General features: G+C 39.1%; 16 protein-coding genes. 12 read left to right on the forward strand and 4 right to left on the reverse strand.

Going from position 1 to position 14,021, the window contains the following annotated elements; translation table 11 throughout:
• Nucleotides 1-73: 73 nt before the first annotated feature.
• Nucleotides 74-409 (reverse strand): helix-turn-helix domain-containing protein, encoded by a 336-nt coding sequence (locus A3GE_RS0104255; protein WP_018356035.1) that lies wholly within the window; start codon nucleotides 407-409, stop codon nucleotides 74-76.
• A 106-nt stretch (nucleotides 410-515) separates the two neighbouring features.
• On the opposite strand from A3GE_RS0104255, the gene A3GE_RS0104260 reads away from it, so the two are divergent.
• Nucleotides 516-1,553: an IS1595 family transposase gene (locus tag A3GE_RS0104260; protein WP_018356036.1), complete on the forward strand. Its 1,038-nt coding sequence runs from the start codon at nucleotides 516-518 to the stop codon at nucleotides 1,551-1,553.
• A gap of 10 nt (nucleotides 1,554-1,563) precedes the next feature.
• Complete coding sequence (locus A3GE_RS0104265) at nucleotides 1,564-1,986, forward strand: hypothetical protein (protein WP_018356037.1); 423 nt, start codon at nucleotides 1,564-1,566, stop codon at nucleotides 1,984-1,986.
• A gap of 22 nt (nucleotides 1,987-2,008) precedes the next feature.
• On the opposite strand, the gene A3GE_RS11440 is transcribed toward A3GE_RS0104265, so the two are convergent.
• Nucleotides 2,009-2,464, reverse strand: a complete 456-nt coding sequence (locus A3GE_RS11440) for a hypothetical protein (protein WP_018356038.1) — start codon at nucleotides 2,462-2,464, stop codon at nucleotides 2,009-2,011.
• A gap of 252 nt (nucleotides 2,465-2,716) precedes the next feature.
• On the opposite strand from A3GE_RS11440, the gene corC reads away from it, so the two are divergent.
• The 9 genes from corC (at nucleotide 2,717) to murA (ending at nucleotide 9,977) form a co-directional block, all read left to right on the forward strand.
• The gene (gene corC / locus A3GE_RS0104275; protein ID WP_018356039.1) at nucleotides 2,717-3,610 is read left to right on the forward strand and encodes a CNNM family magnesium/cobalt transport protein CorC; all 894 of its coding nucleotides are present in this window, start codon (nucleotides 2,717-2,719) and stop codon (nucleotides 3,608-3,610) included.
• 66 nt (nucleotides 3,611-3,676) lie between these two features.
• Nucleotides 3,677-5,215, forward strand: coding sequence for an apolipoprotein N-acyltransferase (gene lnt / locus A3GE_RS0104280; protein ID WP_018356040.1), 1,539 nt, complete (start codon nucleotides 3,677-3,679; stop codon nucleotides 5,213-5,215).
• A gap of 91 nt (nucleotides 5,216-5,306) precedes the next feature.
• Complete coding sequence (mlaF, locus tag A3GE_RS0104285) at nucleotides 5,307-6,101, forward strand: phospholipid ABC transporter ATP-binding protein MlaF (protein ID WP_018356041.1); 795 nt, start codon at nucleotides 5,307-5,309, stop codon at nucleotides 6,099-6,101.
• A complete protein-coding gene (mlaE, locus tag A3GE_RS0104290; protein WP_018356042.1) occupies nucleotides 6,098-6,880 on the forward strand; it encodes a lipid asymmetry maintenance ABC transporter permease subunit MlaE in 783 nt (260 codons plus the stop codon). Before mlaF ends, mlaE begins: the two co-directional genes overlap by 4 nt.
• An 11-nt stretch (nucleotides 6,881-6,891) precedes the next feature.
• Entirely contained in the window at nucleotides 6,892-7,398 is a 507-nt protein-coding gene (mlaD, locus tag A3GE_RS0104295; RefSeq protein WP_018356043.1) for an outer membrane lipid asymmetry maintenance protein MlaD, read from the forward strand.
• 24 nt (nucleotides 7,399-7,422) lie between these two features.
• Nucleotides 7,423-8,070 (forward strand): phospholipid-binding protein MlaC, encoded by a 648-nt coding sequence (gene mlaC, locus A3GE_RS0104300; protein WP_026215386.1) that lies wholly within the window; start codon nucleotides 7,423-7,425, stop codon nucleotides 8,068-8,070.
• 4 nt (nucleotides 8,071-8,074) lie between these two features.
• On the forward strand, nucleotides 8,075-8,443 hold the full coding sequence (locus tag A3GE_RS0104305; RefSeq protein WP_018356045.1) for an STAS domain-containing protein: 369 nt from the start codon (nucleotides 8,075-8,077) through the stop codon (nucleotides 8,441-8,443).
• On the forward strand, nucleotides 8,424-8,681 hold the full coding sequence (locus A3GE_RS0104310; RefSeq protein ID WP_018356046.1) for a BolA family protein: 258 nt from the start codon (nucleotides 8,424-8,426) through the stop codon (nucleotides 8,679-8,681). Before A3GE_RS0104305 ends, A3GE_RS0104310 begins: the two co-directional genes overlap by 20 nt.
• Before the next feature lie 15 nt (nucleotides 8,682-8,696).
• On the forward strand, nucleotides 8,697-9,977 hold the full coding sequence (gene murA, locus A3GE_RS0104315; protein WP_018356047.1) for a UDP-N-acetylglucosamine 1-carboxyvinyltransferase: 1,281 nt from the start codon (nucleotides 8,697-8,699) through the stop codon (nucleotides 9,975-9,977).
• Nucleotides 9,978-10,032: 55 nt separating this feature from the next.
• On the opposite strand, the gene A3GE_RS0104320 is transcribed toward murA, so the two are convergent.
• Nucleotides 10,033-10,890, reverse strand: a complete 858-nt coding sequence (locus tag A3GE_RS0104320) for a ferritin-like domain-containing protein (protein WP_018356048.1) — start codon at nucleotides 10,888-10,890, stop codon at nucleotides 10,033-10,035.
• Nucleotides 10,891-10,907: 17 nt separating this feature from the next.
• Nucleotides 10,908-11,768 (reverse strand): acyl-CoA thioesterase II, encoded by an 861-nt coding sequence (gene tesB / locus A3GE_RS0104325; RefSeq protein ID WP_018356049.1) that lies wholly within the window; start codon nucleotides 11,766-11,768, stop codon nucleotides 10,908-10,910.
• A gap of 282 nt (nucleotides 11,769-12,050) precedes the next feature.
• On the opposite strand from tesB, the gene A3GE_RS0104335 reads away from it, so the two are divergent.
• A complete protein-coding gene (locus A3GE_RS0104335; RefSeq protein WP_026215388.1) occupies nucleotides 12,051-14,006 on the forward strand; it encodes a site-specific recombinase in 1,956 nt (651 codons plus the stop codon).
• Nucleotides 14,007-14,021 lie beyond the last annotated feature (15 nt).

Below are 14,021 nucleotides of genomic sequence, written 5' to 3' on the forward strand. Positions count from 1 at the left end.
TTGTAGGCTTGTAGGCTTGTAGGCTTGTAGGGACATTTTTTGTTCCTTATTGAGTTAATGTCAAGTTAAATATTTATTGTTTATTGGAAATTTCTTTGAAAGAAATTGAGAAAGCATCTTTTAAGTTTTCAGGCATAGTGCGATAGTCAGCAATCAATTTTTCTTCTTGTGCCGAAATTTTACTTTCTTGTGTTGCTGCTTGAAACATTGCTCCATTTCCTGTAAGCAACCAAGTTATACTGATTTCAAGCCCATTATGAATTTTCACTAAGGCATCTACATTCGGATCACGCCCTTCATTTAAGTAATTCATAGCGGAACGATACGAAATACCAGTAACATTAGAAAACTCTGTAACGCTCATATTTTTAGCATCTAAAACCTGTTTTAAACGTTCTGATATGCACATTGTTTCACATTCCTATTGAAAAAAGTGAATGATTGTGATATATTATGCACAATCAATATGAATAATGTTTCACATTTTAGTTTAATCAAGGTGTGATCTCAATACTATGGCACAACATTTTCTCCTCTCCAGCAAGGCTCGTACAATTTCTTCTCGTGAAGTGGCTCAACTTTCCGATGAAGAAGCCTTTAGCTTGCTTTGCGAATTGCGTTGGGGAAGTAAAGAAGTGGTTGTTTGTCCGAAATGTGGTGTACAGCACAAGGCTTATTGGATTGGAACGCGTAAACAATGGAGATGTAAACATTGTCATCATACTTTTAGTGTGACATCTGGAACTATCTTTGCAAATCGCAAATTGTCATTTCAAATCTATCTCTATGCCATTGTCGAATGGATAAATGCCGTAAAAGGTATTTCTTCACTTCAACTTGCAAGAAATACGGGAATTAATCCGAGAACGGCATTTGTACTTTCTCATAAATTCCGTAAAGCGCTATTGGAAAGCCGTGATATGAAACCACTTCCAGGCATAGTCGATATGGACGGTACTTATGTGAATTCTGCGCCGCGCAAAGCGAATAAGAAATCTGACCGCATTGACTATCGTTTAAAGGAAAATCAAAATCCTAATAAACGTTGTGTGATGGTTGCTCGTGAACATTACTCACGAGAAGAAAAAGCATCAAATGTGTTGCATTGTGGTGCAAAACGTTCGCACGTTTTCGTGGCTCATACTGAATCGCAATCGGTCGTAAAAAGTTTTGCTGACAAATTCATTAAGCCTAATACACGAATCAATACCGATGAAAGCACGGCTTACGATGTTCTATTACCTTACTATGACTTGAGAACAGTAAATCATAAGGAAGAATATCGCAGTGATTTCGGTGTGACAAATAATCAGGCGGAAAGTTTATTCAGCCGCTTTAAACGTATGTATTACGGACAAATCCATAAAATCAGCAATGAATACTTACTAAACTATGCGAATGAAATTGCATATCGTGAGGATAATAGACGTGCCTCAAACAAAGAACAGTTCATTGATGTCTTGAGTCGGTGTTTGAAAACGACCAACGATAACAATGAATGGTGCGGTTATTGGCAACGCAAAATCATTCATCAAGAAGTGATTTGGCAGTAGGAAAAAGCTGATGGCATACAATTTAGAAAAGAAGATTAAAGAATTTGAGTTTGAGCGCAAGCAGGTTTTACACCACTTAGCCTTGCTTGATGCCAACATTGCGACACTCAAGTGTGCCATTGATTTAATGCAGCAGGAAAACGATATTACGCTTTACAACACGCAAAACTTTGTTTATCGCCGTAAATTTAAGTTATTCAAAGGCAAAATCCGCAAATACCTTGTTCAAATCCTACGCAATGAGCCAAGCAAAGGCTTTACCATCGCCGACCTCACCCAACGAATTTTTGAGATTGAACAAAATCAAGCGACACCTACCGAAAAACATCTTGATTCTGTTCGTAAACAGCTCAACGAATTTTACCAAAGGGATTGGCTCACCCGAACACAAATCAGCCGTAGAGAGGTGCTTTGGCAATGGAGAACAAAATAGCGGTATTCCACCGCTATTTTTACTATCCTTCGTTCTCTATCTGTTTTAACCGCCATTCAGACGTATCAAATATTCCTCTTTTCTTAATCTTGTAGTGTAAATACTTTTCTTGCCGCTCAATAATCCCTTGTTTATATAGCTTGCGCAGTGCGTTTCCAATAGCACATTGATGCGGCATTGTGACCTCTATACGAGAAGTCGATAACAGCTCCCTGTCTATTTTTATTGCGTCAAGCGTAATCGAATATAAATTTCGCCAATAATTATTTTGCTTAAATACTTGAGAAATCAGATAGGATAAATTCTTATTAAATGGCTTCTGACGAAGTAGTTTCGCTGTGTCATAGTCTTTTTTAATCATCTTCATATCAAAATCAGGATCGATATAACCCAAAGATGCCGTAAAGCTGCTAATCTGTGCATTTAAAATTTTTTCTCGTTCGGCAAGCTCCTTGAGCTTTATAAGAAATAATCGCATTTTCCTTATAACATTTCTCAATTAACTTTACCATTTGCGAAACAAGGTAGGCTTCTGACATAATAAAAATCCCCATTGAGTTAAAATTTCAATGGGGATTGTAAGACTTTTAATCGGTTAAATCTTTGTGCAATTGCTACATAATATCGGTATTTTTTACCGCACTTTGCTTTTCTACGCTTTCACTTTGCGAACTCAGTCAAAATATGATACTTTTCTGCAGCAAATTTAGTCTAGTCAAAATAAAATAATATGAGTGACGAACAGCAAAATTTAATTCAATCGGAAAATACTAAAAAATCTTTTTTCCAATCTTTATTTGGCCGATTTTTTCAAGGTGAATTAAAAAATCGTGAGGAGTTGGTGGAAGTGATTCGTGACTCCGAACAAAACGATTTAATTGATCAAAACACCCGTGAAATGATCGAGGGGGTGATGGAAATTGCCGAACTTCGGGTGCGTGATATTATGATTCCACGCTCACAAATTATTTTCATAGAAAGTGAGCAGGATTTAAATTCTTGCTTAAATATTATTATTGAATCAGCCCACTCACGTTTTCCTGTCATTGCCGATTCGGATGATCGGGATAATATCGCAGGGATTCTACATGCAAAAGATTTGCTGAAATTCTTGCGTGAAGATGCGGAAGAATTTGATATGTCAAAGCTTTTACGTCCAGCGGTAATTGTACCGGAAAGTAAACGTTTGGATAGAATGTTAAAAGATTTCCGTTCGGAACGTTTCCATATGGCTATTGTGGTGGATGAATTTGGTGCCGTGTCGGGATTAATAACCATTGAGGATATTTTAGAACAAATTGTCGGTGATATCGAAGATGAATTTGATGAAGAAGATATTGCCGATATTCGCCAGCTTTCCCGTCATACTTATGCAGTCCGTGCGCTGACGGATATTGATGATTTCAATGAACAATTCAATACGAATTTTGATGATGAAGAAGTGGATACAATTGGCGGTTTAGTCATGCAGGCTTTTGGTTATTTGCCGAAACGAGGTGAAGAAATTACACTGGAAAACTTGCAATTTAAAGTCACTTCTGCCGACAGCCGCCGTCTGATTCAGTTACGTGTTACTGTGCCGGACGAACGTTTGTCGGAAGTGAAAAATATAGAAAACGAATAGCCTTTTCCGATTAAACTTTTCCCCTCATTTTTGTTGGGGGAAATCTTTTGTCATATTGAAAATCAGATGAAAAATTTATTTATTTATTTTATTGCTTTTTTTTCCGGTTTACTCGGTGTTTTTGCTTTTTCTCCTTTCGACTACTGGGGCTTGGCCTATGTTTCATTGCTAGGTTTAATTTATATCGCTAAAACTCAGAAAAAATCTACCGCACTTTTGGGCGCATTTTTGTGGTCAATGGGATTTTTCTGTTTTGGTGTCAGTTGGTTGAATGTTAGCATTCATCAATTCGGCGGCGCTTCTCTTGGCGTAAGCTATTTACTTGTCGGCTTACTTTCTGCTTATCTTGCTCTTTATCCTATGTTATTTGCCTATCTCGTACATCGTTTTCAGGTAAAAAGCGCAGTTATTTTTGCAGTCATTTGGACATTTACGGAATTTCTTCGTGGTTGGGTATTCACGGGTTTTCCTTGGTTACAATTCGGCTATACACAAATTGACAGCCCATTCTCCGGAGTTGCCCCGATCTTTGGGGTGAGCGGATTAACCTTCTTTACCTTATGGGTAAGTGCGGTCATTTTTAATAGCATTTTTGCTTTATTTAAAGAAAAAAATATCAAATTGTTACTGGCGAATGTTTTATTCCTTGCCGTTGTCGGTGGTTTCGCAATTTATGCGCAAAAAATCACTTTTGTAAAATCCGCAGAAGATAAAGCCCTACAAATTACGCTTCTACAAGGTAATATTGAGCAAAATCTAAAATGGGATCCTGCTTATCTCTATTCAACTTTAGAAATTTACCAGAAATTAATCGCAGAAAATTTAGGGAAAAGCGATTTAATTATTTTGCCTGAATCGGCATTGCCTACCTTAGAAAATTCGATCGTTCCTTTTCTTGAAACCCTTGATCGTGTCGCACAGGAAAAGAACACGGAAATTATTATCGGGACGGTGTATCAAGATGAACAATCTGGCAAATTGTTGAATTCTATCGTGACCGCAGGTAATCCTGACTTTCCTTATAAATTGGATACTTTAAATCGTTACAATAAACATCACCTTGTTCCATTTGGCGAATATGTCCCGTTGGAAAATGTATTGCGTCCGTTAAATTCTGTGTTTAATTTACCGATGTCCGCTTTTCAAAATGGGGAGGCAGTGCAACCTTCTTTTATGGCAAAAAAACGTGCTTTTTCACCGGCAATTTGTTATGAAATCATCTTTGGCGAACAGGTACGAAAAAATTTGAAAAAGGATACCGATTATTTACTGACCATTTCCAATGATGCGTGGTTTGGTGATTCTATCGGACCTTGGCAGCATTTACAGATGGCGAGAATGCGGGCATTGGAATTAGGTAAGCCTTTAATTCGTGCGACGAATACTGGTATTTCGGTATTTATTAGTGCAACGGGTAAAATTTTGGCGCAAGCACCTCAGTTTGTCGAAACAACTTTGACCTATAATATTGCACCGACTGAAGGAAAAACGCCTTATTCTGTATTGGGTAATCTGCCGCTTTATGGGCTATCACTCTTGTTTTTATTATTACATGGGGCGACGGCGTTTATTCGTCGCCGTATGAACCTTTCACAAAAACGATAGTCAAAACGACCGCACTTTATTGATGAACTAATTCATCACGAGATTAAATTATCGGTGGTTTGAGAAATCACCTCACTAAAATGAGATTTGAATGGAGAAAAATCTGATCGAAGTCAAAAACCTCACCTTTAAACGGGGTGAGCGTGTGATTTACGATAACTTAAATTTAAAGGTCCGCAAGGGAAAAATTACGGCAATTATGGGACCATCCGGTATCGGAAAAACGACGCTGCTAAAATTAATTGGCGGACAGTTGCATCCGGAACGAGGGGAAATTTGGTTTGATGATAAAGATATTTGTCGTTTTTCTAATCGTGAGCTTTATGAAGTACGCAAGCGTATGGGAATGTTATTTCAATCCGGTGCGCTTTTTACCGATATTTCTACTTTCGATAATGTGGCGTTCCCGATTCGGGAGCATACCCGTTTACCGGAAAGTTTAATTCGTCAGATTGTATTAATGAAATTGGAAGCGGTCGGTTTACGCGGTGCAGCACAATTAATGCCCTCCGAGCTTTCCGGCGGTATGGCACGTCGGGCTGCGCTTGCTCGAGCCATTGCGTTAGATCCTGATTTAATTATGTTTGATGAACCCTTCACAGGACAAGATCCCATCAGTATGGGGGTTATTGTAAGTTTAATTAAACGTTTAAATGAAGCCTTGAATTTAACTTCAATTGTGGTTTCACATGATGTTCAGGAAGTATTAAGTATCGCTGATTATGCTTATATTATTGCCGATAAAAGGGTGATTGCGGAAGGGACGGCGGAACAATTACTGGCAAGCCAAGATCCACAAGTGTTGCAATTTTTAAAGGGCGAAGCGGATGGACCGGTGAAATTCCATTATCCGGCAGAAAATTATATTGGGGAGTTATTTCAATGATTACGATGATTTCTTCCCTTGGACGCCGTGTCATTCATTTTTTCCGTGCATTAGGGCGAGCCGGTTTTATGTTGTTTGGTGCATTGGTGGGAAAACCACAAATTCGCCAACATTTTCCGTTATTGATTAAACAACTGCACGTTTTAGGTGTGCAATCGTTGTTAATCGTGATGCTATCCGGCTTATTTATCGGTATGGTCTTAGGGTTGCAGGGCTATGTGGTATTGGTAGATTTTTCTGCTGAAACCAGTCTTGGTCAGCTTGTGGCATTATCGCTTTTACGAGAACTAGGGCCGGTAGTGACCGCACTTTTATTTGCCGGACGAGCGGGCTCGGCATTAACTGCGGAAATTGGCTTAATGAAAGCAACCGAGCAGCTTTCTAGCCTTGAAATGATGGCGGTTGATCCACTTCGCCGTGTTATTGCACCGCGTTTTTGGGCGGGAGTCATGGCGATGCCGATACTCTCCATTATTTTTATCGCCATTGGAATATGGGGGGGCTCACTAGTCGGTGTGGATTGGAAAGGTGTTGATTCCGGTAGTTTTTGGTCAGTAATGCAAACTTCAGTAAGTTGGAGTTACGATATTCTCAATGGATTTATTAAGAGTGTATTCTTCGCTATTGCAGTAGTGTGGATTGCATTATTTAATGGTTATGATTGCATACCAACTTCAGAAGGCATCAGTCAAGCCACAACTCGAACCGTAGTTCATGCGTCATTAGTGGTTCTAGGGTTAGATTTTATCTTAACTGCCATCATGTTTGGGGCAGGCTAAAAGGATGTTTTATGCGACAAACAATTAAATATGAATTTTGGGTAGGATTATTTTTATTGCTCGGTATCGGGGCATTGGTATTCTTAGGTTTACGTGTAGCAAATGTACAGGGTTTCGGTGAGAATAAATCTTATACCGTTACTGCAACTTTTGATAATATCGGTGGACTAAAAGTCCGTGCCCCGTTAAAAGTTGGAGGTGTGGTAATAGGGCGGGTTACCGGTATTGACTTGGATGAGAAAACTTATTTACCAAAAGTAAATATTGCGATTAACGAAGAATATAATGAAATTCCGGAGAATAGTTCATTATCGATCAAAACATCGGGATTATTGGGCGAGCAATACATCGCATTAACAATGGGGTTTGATGACGGCGAAACCGCAATGTTAAAAAACGGTAGTCAGATTCAAGATACAAAATCAGCTATGGTATTGGAAGATCTGATTGGTCAATTCCTCTATGGCGATAAAAAATCTGAAGGAAATGCGGAAAACGCGGAACCGACAGTGAAATAATTACAATATTTAGTTAGGAGATTTATGATGAAAATCACTCAGTTGAAAAAATGGTTTGCAGTTTTAGCTTTTGCAATGACCGCACTTTGTATGGCTCGCACGGCAATGGCAGAAACCAGCCCTTATGTTTTAATGCAACAAGCCTCTGATAAATTATTTTCAGACATTAAAAACAGCCAAGCCAAAATTAAACAGAATCCAAATTATTTGCGTACTATTGTGCGTAATGATTTATTACCTTATGTGCAAGTGAATTATGCCGGTTCTTTAGTGTTGGGATCGCATTTTAAATCCACTACACCGGAACAACGTGAGAAATTCTTCAAAGCGTTTAGCGATTTTATTGAGCAGGCTTATGCTCAAGTGCTTACGGCATATAGTAATCAAAATATTCAAATTGAACCGGCTAAAGATATTGCAGGCAAAAATTTAGTGAGTATTCGCGTTAATATTATTCAAAATGGTGGTGCGGCACCGATTAAACTGGATTTTAAATGGCGTAAAAACAGTAAGACAGGTGAATGGCAAGCCTATGATATGGTTGCTGAAGGCGTGAGTATGGTCGTGACCAAACAAAATGAATGGAGCGGTATTTTACGTCAGCAAGGTATTGAAGCATTAACGGCTCAAATTCAAAAATCGGCCGCTCAATCTGTCACATTAAGTAAATAGTCTCATGACAAGATTAAATTGGGATTTGATTCAAAATAATGATAAGATAGCCCTCCGATTTTCTGGGGAGCTATCTCGTAACACGTTGTTAGCCTTATGGCAGCAACGTGCTTCTTTTTTGTCTGAGGCTAAATTAAATCAATCAGTCATTGAATGGGATTTAACGGAGATCACAAAAATTGATTCGGCAGGTTTTGCATTACTTTGCGATTTTCTGTATGACAGCAAAAAGTTGCCCAACAAAACGGTGCGTTTAGTTAATCCTCCTCAACAATTATTAACGCTTGCGGATTTAGTCAATCTATCTGATTGGATCGCGGCTTTTACTGACCATCATTACAATGGGAATCTGAATGGAACTGCAAGAAATTGAACGAATTTTAAAAGAATCTTTAAATGTTGATGAAGTATATGCTCAGGGTGAAAATGCCCATTTTGGTGTGATTGTCGTGAGTGATGAAATTGCAGCCTTGTCAAAGGTCAAACAACAACAAACTATTTATGCACCATTAATGACTTATTTCACAACAGGTGAAATTCATGCCTTAACTATCAAGACCTACACTACTGAAAAGTGGAAAATAGATCGTCTTTTACATCAATCCAGTTAAATTAGGATTTATATCATGGAAAAATTTCGTGTTTATGGCGGACAATCCCGTTTAAGTGGTACCGTCACCATTTCCGGTGCTAAAAATGCGGCACTTCCGATTCTTTTTGCCTCAATTTTAGCAACAGAACCGGTAAAATTAACGAATGTACCTGAACTCAAAGATATTGAAACCACACTTAAAATTTTACGTAAACTCGGAGTAAAGGCAGAACGTAATAAAAGTGGAGCTGTATTACTTGACGCATCAAAAATTGATCATTTTATTGCACCTTATGATTTAGTGAAAACAATGCGGGCTTCGATTTGGGCATTGGCACCGTTGGTAGCACGTTTCCAGCAAGGTCAGGTTTCCCTACCGGGAGGTTGTTCGATAGGTGCACGCCCTGTAGATTTACATATTGGCGGTCTTGAAAAAATGGGTGCGGATATTGTGCTTGAGGAAGGTTATGTAAAAGCACAGGTTATGGAGCGTTTAATAGGTACGCGCATTGTCATGGAAAAAGTCAGCGTAGGCGCTACTTTGTCAATTATGATGGCTGCAACGCTTGCGAAAGGAAAGACTGTGATTGAAAATGCCGCACGTGAACCGGAAATTGTGGATACCGCAGATTTCCTCAATAAGATGGGGGCAAAAATCAATGGTGCCGGCTCGGATTATATTACAATTGAAGGCGTGGATCGTTTAACCGGTTGTGAACACAGTATTGTGCCGGATCGAATTGAAACTGGTACATTCCTAGTGGCGGGGGCAATTTCGGGTGGGCGCGTTGTCTGTAAAAATGCAAAAGCGGATACTTTGGATGCGGTGATTGATAAATTACGTGAAGCCGGCGCACAGGTTGATGTGACTGAAAATACGATCACATTGGATATGTTCGGCAATCGTCCAAAAGCAGTGAATATTCGTACCGCTCCCCATCCGGGATTCCCAACGGATATGCAAGCGCAATTCACCTTATTAAATATGGTGGCTCAGGGGACGAGTATTATTACCGAGACGATTTTTGAAAACCGCTTTATGCATATACCGGAATTAATTCGTATGGGAGGTAAGGCTGAAATTGAAGGTAATACAGCGGTGTGTCACGGCGTTGCTCAGCTTTCCGGAGCCGAAGTAATGGCGACGGATTTACGTGCATCAATTAGCTTAGTTTTAGCTGGCTGTATTGCAACAGGTGAAACCGTCGTTGATCGTATTTACCATATTGATCGTGGCTACGAACATATTGAAGAAAAACTTCGTTGTTTAGGGGCCCGAATTGAACGTTTTTCAGAACAAAGCGAAGAGCTGTAATGATTTTTCTTGACAAGTGTAGAAGGAAAAGAGCAGTCAAATTTGACCGCTCTTTTTACTTTTTAATATAAGATTTCAATGTTTGTTCCACCTCATAAATCCAGTCTAATTCACATTGAGTGAAACCTGCTTGAATACGTGCATCGGTATTGATCGCGCCTTTAAAGATCACAATACGATATTTATGTAGCAATTCAGTGAAACATTTCATTGCATCTAATCCACGTTTTGCAGAAAGCGCGTGATACCAATGATTACCGATATAAACGTGACCGATTTCATCCCGCAAAATAATATCTAAAATATCAACAGCGGCAAAATCTTTACGTTGGGCTATTTTTTCTTGTAATACTGGGGTTGCATCCAACCCACGGGCTTCTAATACTCTTGGAACGAGCGCCATTCTTTCCCAAATATCATGGGCTGTCGATTGTGCCATTTCCCATAAACCGGCATGGGCTTCAAAGTCCCCGTATTGATAACCCAAGGTTTTCAAATGCTCATTGATCAAACTAAAATGTGTGCTTTCTTCACGTGCGACACGCAACCAATCTTTCACAAAAGCCAGTCCTTCTCCCAACTCTCCCTGCGCATTTCGTCCAAATCGCCATGCGGCATCTAAGCCCAAATTAATTGCATTAAATTCAATATGTGCAATAGCGTGCAAGGTGGCAGCATAGCCTTCTTTTGTGGCAAAAGAACGTTTGGGGACGTCTTTTGGTGCGACTAAAATAGGTTTTGCAGGAAATCCTGCAATATTTTGTTTAACGCCGATTTGTGGAAAATCATCGATTTCCGTGAGTGAGATCGTCGGTAAAGTCTCATCATAGAGTTGATTAACAAGTGTACATTTTATGCTTGGATTAGTTTCTTGTAAGGCTTCAGTGACCTTATGCCAAAATTCTCTTTTCATTATTGCCTCAAGTGCGGTTATTTTTGATAACGAATTAAGCCTTCTTGTTGTGTGGTTGCAATTAATTTTCCCTCTTGTGAAAAAATTTGCCCTCGTGCAAGCCCACGTCCACCAAAAGCGTTATTACTTTCGATTGCATGGAGATGCCAACTATTCAAGTCAAATGGGCGATGAAACCAAATACTGTGATCAATAGTGGCAACTTTCATACCCTGTTGTAAAAAGCCTTTTCCATGTGGGTGAAGTGCGGTCAAAATACAGTGAAAATCAGAAAAATAGGCAAGCAAACATTGCTGTATTTTTAAATCAATAGGTGCTTTACCATGAGTCTTAAACCATGAATATTGTTCAGCCGGTAGTTTCATTCCATTGAAAGGATTATTGAGATATTTTGTCCGTATCTCAAAAGGGCGTTCAGCCATAAATTTTTCTTTTAATGGTTCAGGCAAGACGGACGCCATTTTTTGCATCATTGCGTTTTCATCAATAAAATTTTCAGGTAGCCCGACATTTGGCAGAGTATTTTGGTGATCAAAACCTTCTTCATACACTTGAAAGGAGGCGGTGATATGACAAATAGGTTCGTTATGCTGAATTGCTTTTATCCGAAGGGCAGAAAAATTTCTCCCTTCACGTAAGGTTTCTACATCATAAATGATCGGATATTGACTATCCCCCGGTGCAAGAAAATAAGCATGGCATGAGTGCAAAAGCCGATCTATCGGTGCAACTTGCATTGCAGCAGACAATGCCTGTGCCACCACTTGCCCGCCAAAAACCTGACGAAGTCCTAGATCTTGGCTTTCCCCACGAAAAATTAAATCGTCAATTTTTTCAAGTTTAAGCAGATGAATTAAACGATTAATAGCTTCTGACATTTTGCTTTCCTCATTGAATAAAAGTGCGGTTATTTTAACGAAGATTTTTAGGAATGCCAAAAAAGCGATAGTGGAGGAAACTAATGGAAATGGAAATGGAAATGGAAATGGAAATGGAAATGGAAATGGAAATGGAAATGGAAATGGAAATGGCGTAATAATGCTAATTTAATGAGTGTGTCAGAAATTTATCTTCAAAGCTAGCCGCACTTTTCCAATTTTTTTCAATCTGTATAATAGTGCGCGCTTCTAAAGAAAGAGGGAAATAATTTGAAATCAATCATTGTAAAGCCGGAAAAATTGCCGCAATTTATTCGAAAACAAGTTGCCGATAATAATGCCTTCGGTTTGATGGAAGGATTTTGTCGGTTTTTACGTGAAAGCCCTGAGGAACAGATCGTTTCTCATCTGCGTTTGATTAAACGTATTTTAAAACAGGATCATGAACTTGCTTGTTCTGTGGCAGCATTGCTATGCAGCTGGTTATGCAGTTTGCGTTTATATCCGATTTTTATTAGTAGCGGAATTTTATCACGTGAAGGGTTTGGGCGTGAGATGAAAAATCGCCTTTATGAACGTTTTAACCCTCCTTTCAAAGATGTGAATGATTTACGTGATGTTTTCTATTTGCTATTTAATGATAAGGACGATGCACGTTGGATTGATGCCGTTCCATTGAGAGAATGGCGGGCAATATTTGGTGTATTGACACGTAAAACGATAGAAAAAGATCGTGAACGCTTACGTGTGCATTTTCAAAATGAAGGGTTATTTGCCATTGAGATGCTTTCTATTTGGATCGCAGCTGAAGATATGGAACCGGAATTAATGCGTATGGAACCTTCATTGTTAAATGCTGATTCACCTTTTGTCGCATTACATCGAGAAGTCGTTGATTGGTTGCTGGCTCGTCGTCGAAATGAATTTTTTGATGATAGCCATTTACAAGTTATGTTTGGACAATGTCAGCGATTAATTGAACGTTTGCAAAAACGAGGGGCTGTAGTAGGTTCATCTCTTCATGTTGCTTATTTGTTAGAACGGCTTTCACAAACCCTTGAACGATTAGAAAAATTGATGGCAATTTTTGTATCAAATCGTTATTTGCCACGACGTATTTTATTATTGGCCGCTTGTTTTGCCCGTGCTGCGGCAGAGCAACACAGCGTTTCCCGTTTATGGAAACAGAGCTCAAAACTGATTGCTCGGAGTATTACCCAGAATGCAGGTGATCATGGCGAGCATTATATTACACGGGATAAAAAAGAATATTTTGCTATGCTTTATTCTGCTGCCGGCGGTGGGGTATTGATCGCATTGATGGCGTTATTTAAAACCTATTTAGGCGGTATTATTGATGATAAAGTCTGGAAAGGTATTGCAGAAGGGCTTAATTATGGTTTAGGGTTTACTTTGATTTTTATGTTGCATTTCACCGTAGCAACGAAACAGCCTGCCATGACAGCCGCCCGTTTTGCCGAAGCTGTTGAGAAGAATTCGCAAGGTAAAAGCTTAAATGTAAAATTAGCACAGTTATTGGTGGATGTATTTCGTTCCCAAAGTATCGCCGTACTCGGTAATGTGATTGTTGCGATGAGTTTGGCGATGCTTATTGCTTTTGGCTACCACTACCAAACAGGCGAACCCTTGATGAGTCAGAAACAGATTGAATACCACCTACATAGTATTGATCCTTTTGCAGGTACATTATGGTTTGCTGCAATCGCAGGTATTTGGTTATTTTGTTCAGGTATTATCTCGGGATATTTTGATAATCGTAGCAATTATTTGAATATACGAATGCGTTTACGTCAACACCCGCTACTGAAGAAACTGATGCCACTAAAACATCGTGAGAAATTGGCGGATTATATGCACGAAAATTATGGTTCTATCATAGGAAATCTTTGCTTTGGTCTATTACTTGGTTTAACAGGTGTGGTGGGATATTTAACCGGTTTGCCATTGGATATTCGTCACGTCGCATTTTCTTCCGCCAATGTAGGTTATATTGCGGTGAGTGGGCATTTCGATTTCACATTTTTATTACAATGTATCGTTTTTGTCTTATTAATTGGTTTAGTAAACTTAGTGGTGAGTTTTTCTTTAACCCTTTGGCTGGCTCTACGTTCTTTAAATGCAGAAATAACCAGTTGGTGGGCGATTTGGCGTGAAGTCGCACAGATTATCAAACAGCGTCCATTGAGTTTATTCTTACCTGTTCAACTGGAAAAATAAAAAAGTGCGGTTAAA

It is taken from the genome of Rodentibacter pneumotropicus DSM 21403 (assembly GCF_000379905.1).
Lineage (GTDB): Bacteria > Pseudomonadota > Gammaproteobacteria > Enterobacterales > Pasteurellaceae > Rodentibacter > Rodentibacter pneumotropicus.

Coding starts and splice junctions, on each gene's coding strand:
- mlaC (WP_026215386.1), top strand. CDS start 7,423: ATGATGAAAATCACTCAGTTGAAAAAATGGTTTGCAGTTTTAGCTTTT.
- A3GE_RS0104305 (WP_018356045.1), top strand. CDS start 8,075: ATGACAAGATTAAATTGGGATTTGATTCAAAATAATGATAAGATAGCC.
- murA (WP_018356047.1), top strand. CDS start 8,697: ATGGAAAAATTTCGTGTTTATGGCGGACAATCCCGTTTAAGTGGTACC.
- A3GE_RS0104310 (WP_018356046.1), top strand. CDS start 8,424: ATGGAACTGCAAGAAATTGAACGAATTTTAAAAGAATCTTTAAATGTT.
- lnt (WP_018356040.1), top strand. CDS start 3,677: ATGAAAAATTTATTTATTTATTTTATTGCTTTTTTTTCCGGTTTACTC.
- tesB (WP_018356049.1), bottom strand. CDS start 11,768: ATGTCAGAAGCTATTAATCGTTTAATTCATCTGCTTAAACTTGAAAAA.
- A3GE_RS0104265 (WP_018356037.1), top strand. CDS start 1,564: ATGGCATACAATTTAGAAAAGAAGATTAAAGAATTTGAGTTTGAGCGC.
- mlaD (WP_018356043.1), top strand. CDS start 6,892: ATGCGACAAACAATTAAATATGAATTTTGGGTAGGATTATTTTTATTG.
- mlaE (WP_018356042.1), top strand. CDS start 6,098: ATGATTACGATGATTTCTTCCCTTGGACGCCGTGTCATTCATTTTTTC.
- A3GE_RS11440 (WP_018356038.1), bottom strand. CDS start 2,464: ATGCGATTATTTCTTATAAAGCTCAAGGAGCTTGCCGAACGAGAAAAA.
- mlaF (WP_018356041.1), top strand. CDS start 5,307: ATGGAGAAAAATCTGATCGAAGTCAAAAACCTCACCTTTAAACGGGGT.
- A3GE_RS0104255 (WP_018356035.1), bottom strand. CDS start 409: ATGTGCATATCAGAACGTTTAAAACAGGTTTTAGATGCTAAAAATATG.
- A3GE_RS0104320 (WP_018356048.1), bottom strand. CDS start 10,890: ATGAAAAGAGAATTTTGGCATAAGGTCACTGAAGCCTTACAAGAAACT.
- corC (WP_018356039.1), top strand. CDS start 2,717: ATGAGTGACGAACAGCAAAATTTAATTCAATCGGAAAATACTAAAAAA.
- A3GE_RS0104260 (WP_018356036.1), top strand. CDS start 516: ATGGCACAACATTTTCTCCTCTCCAGCAAGGCTCGTACAATTTCTTCT.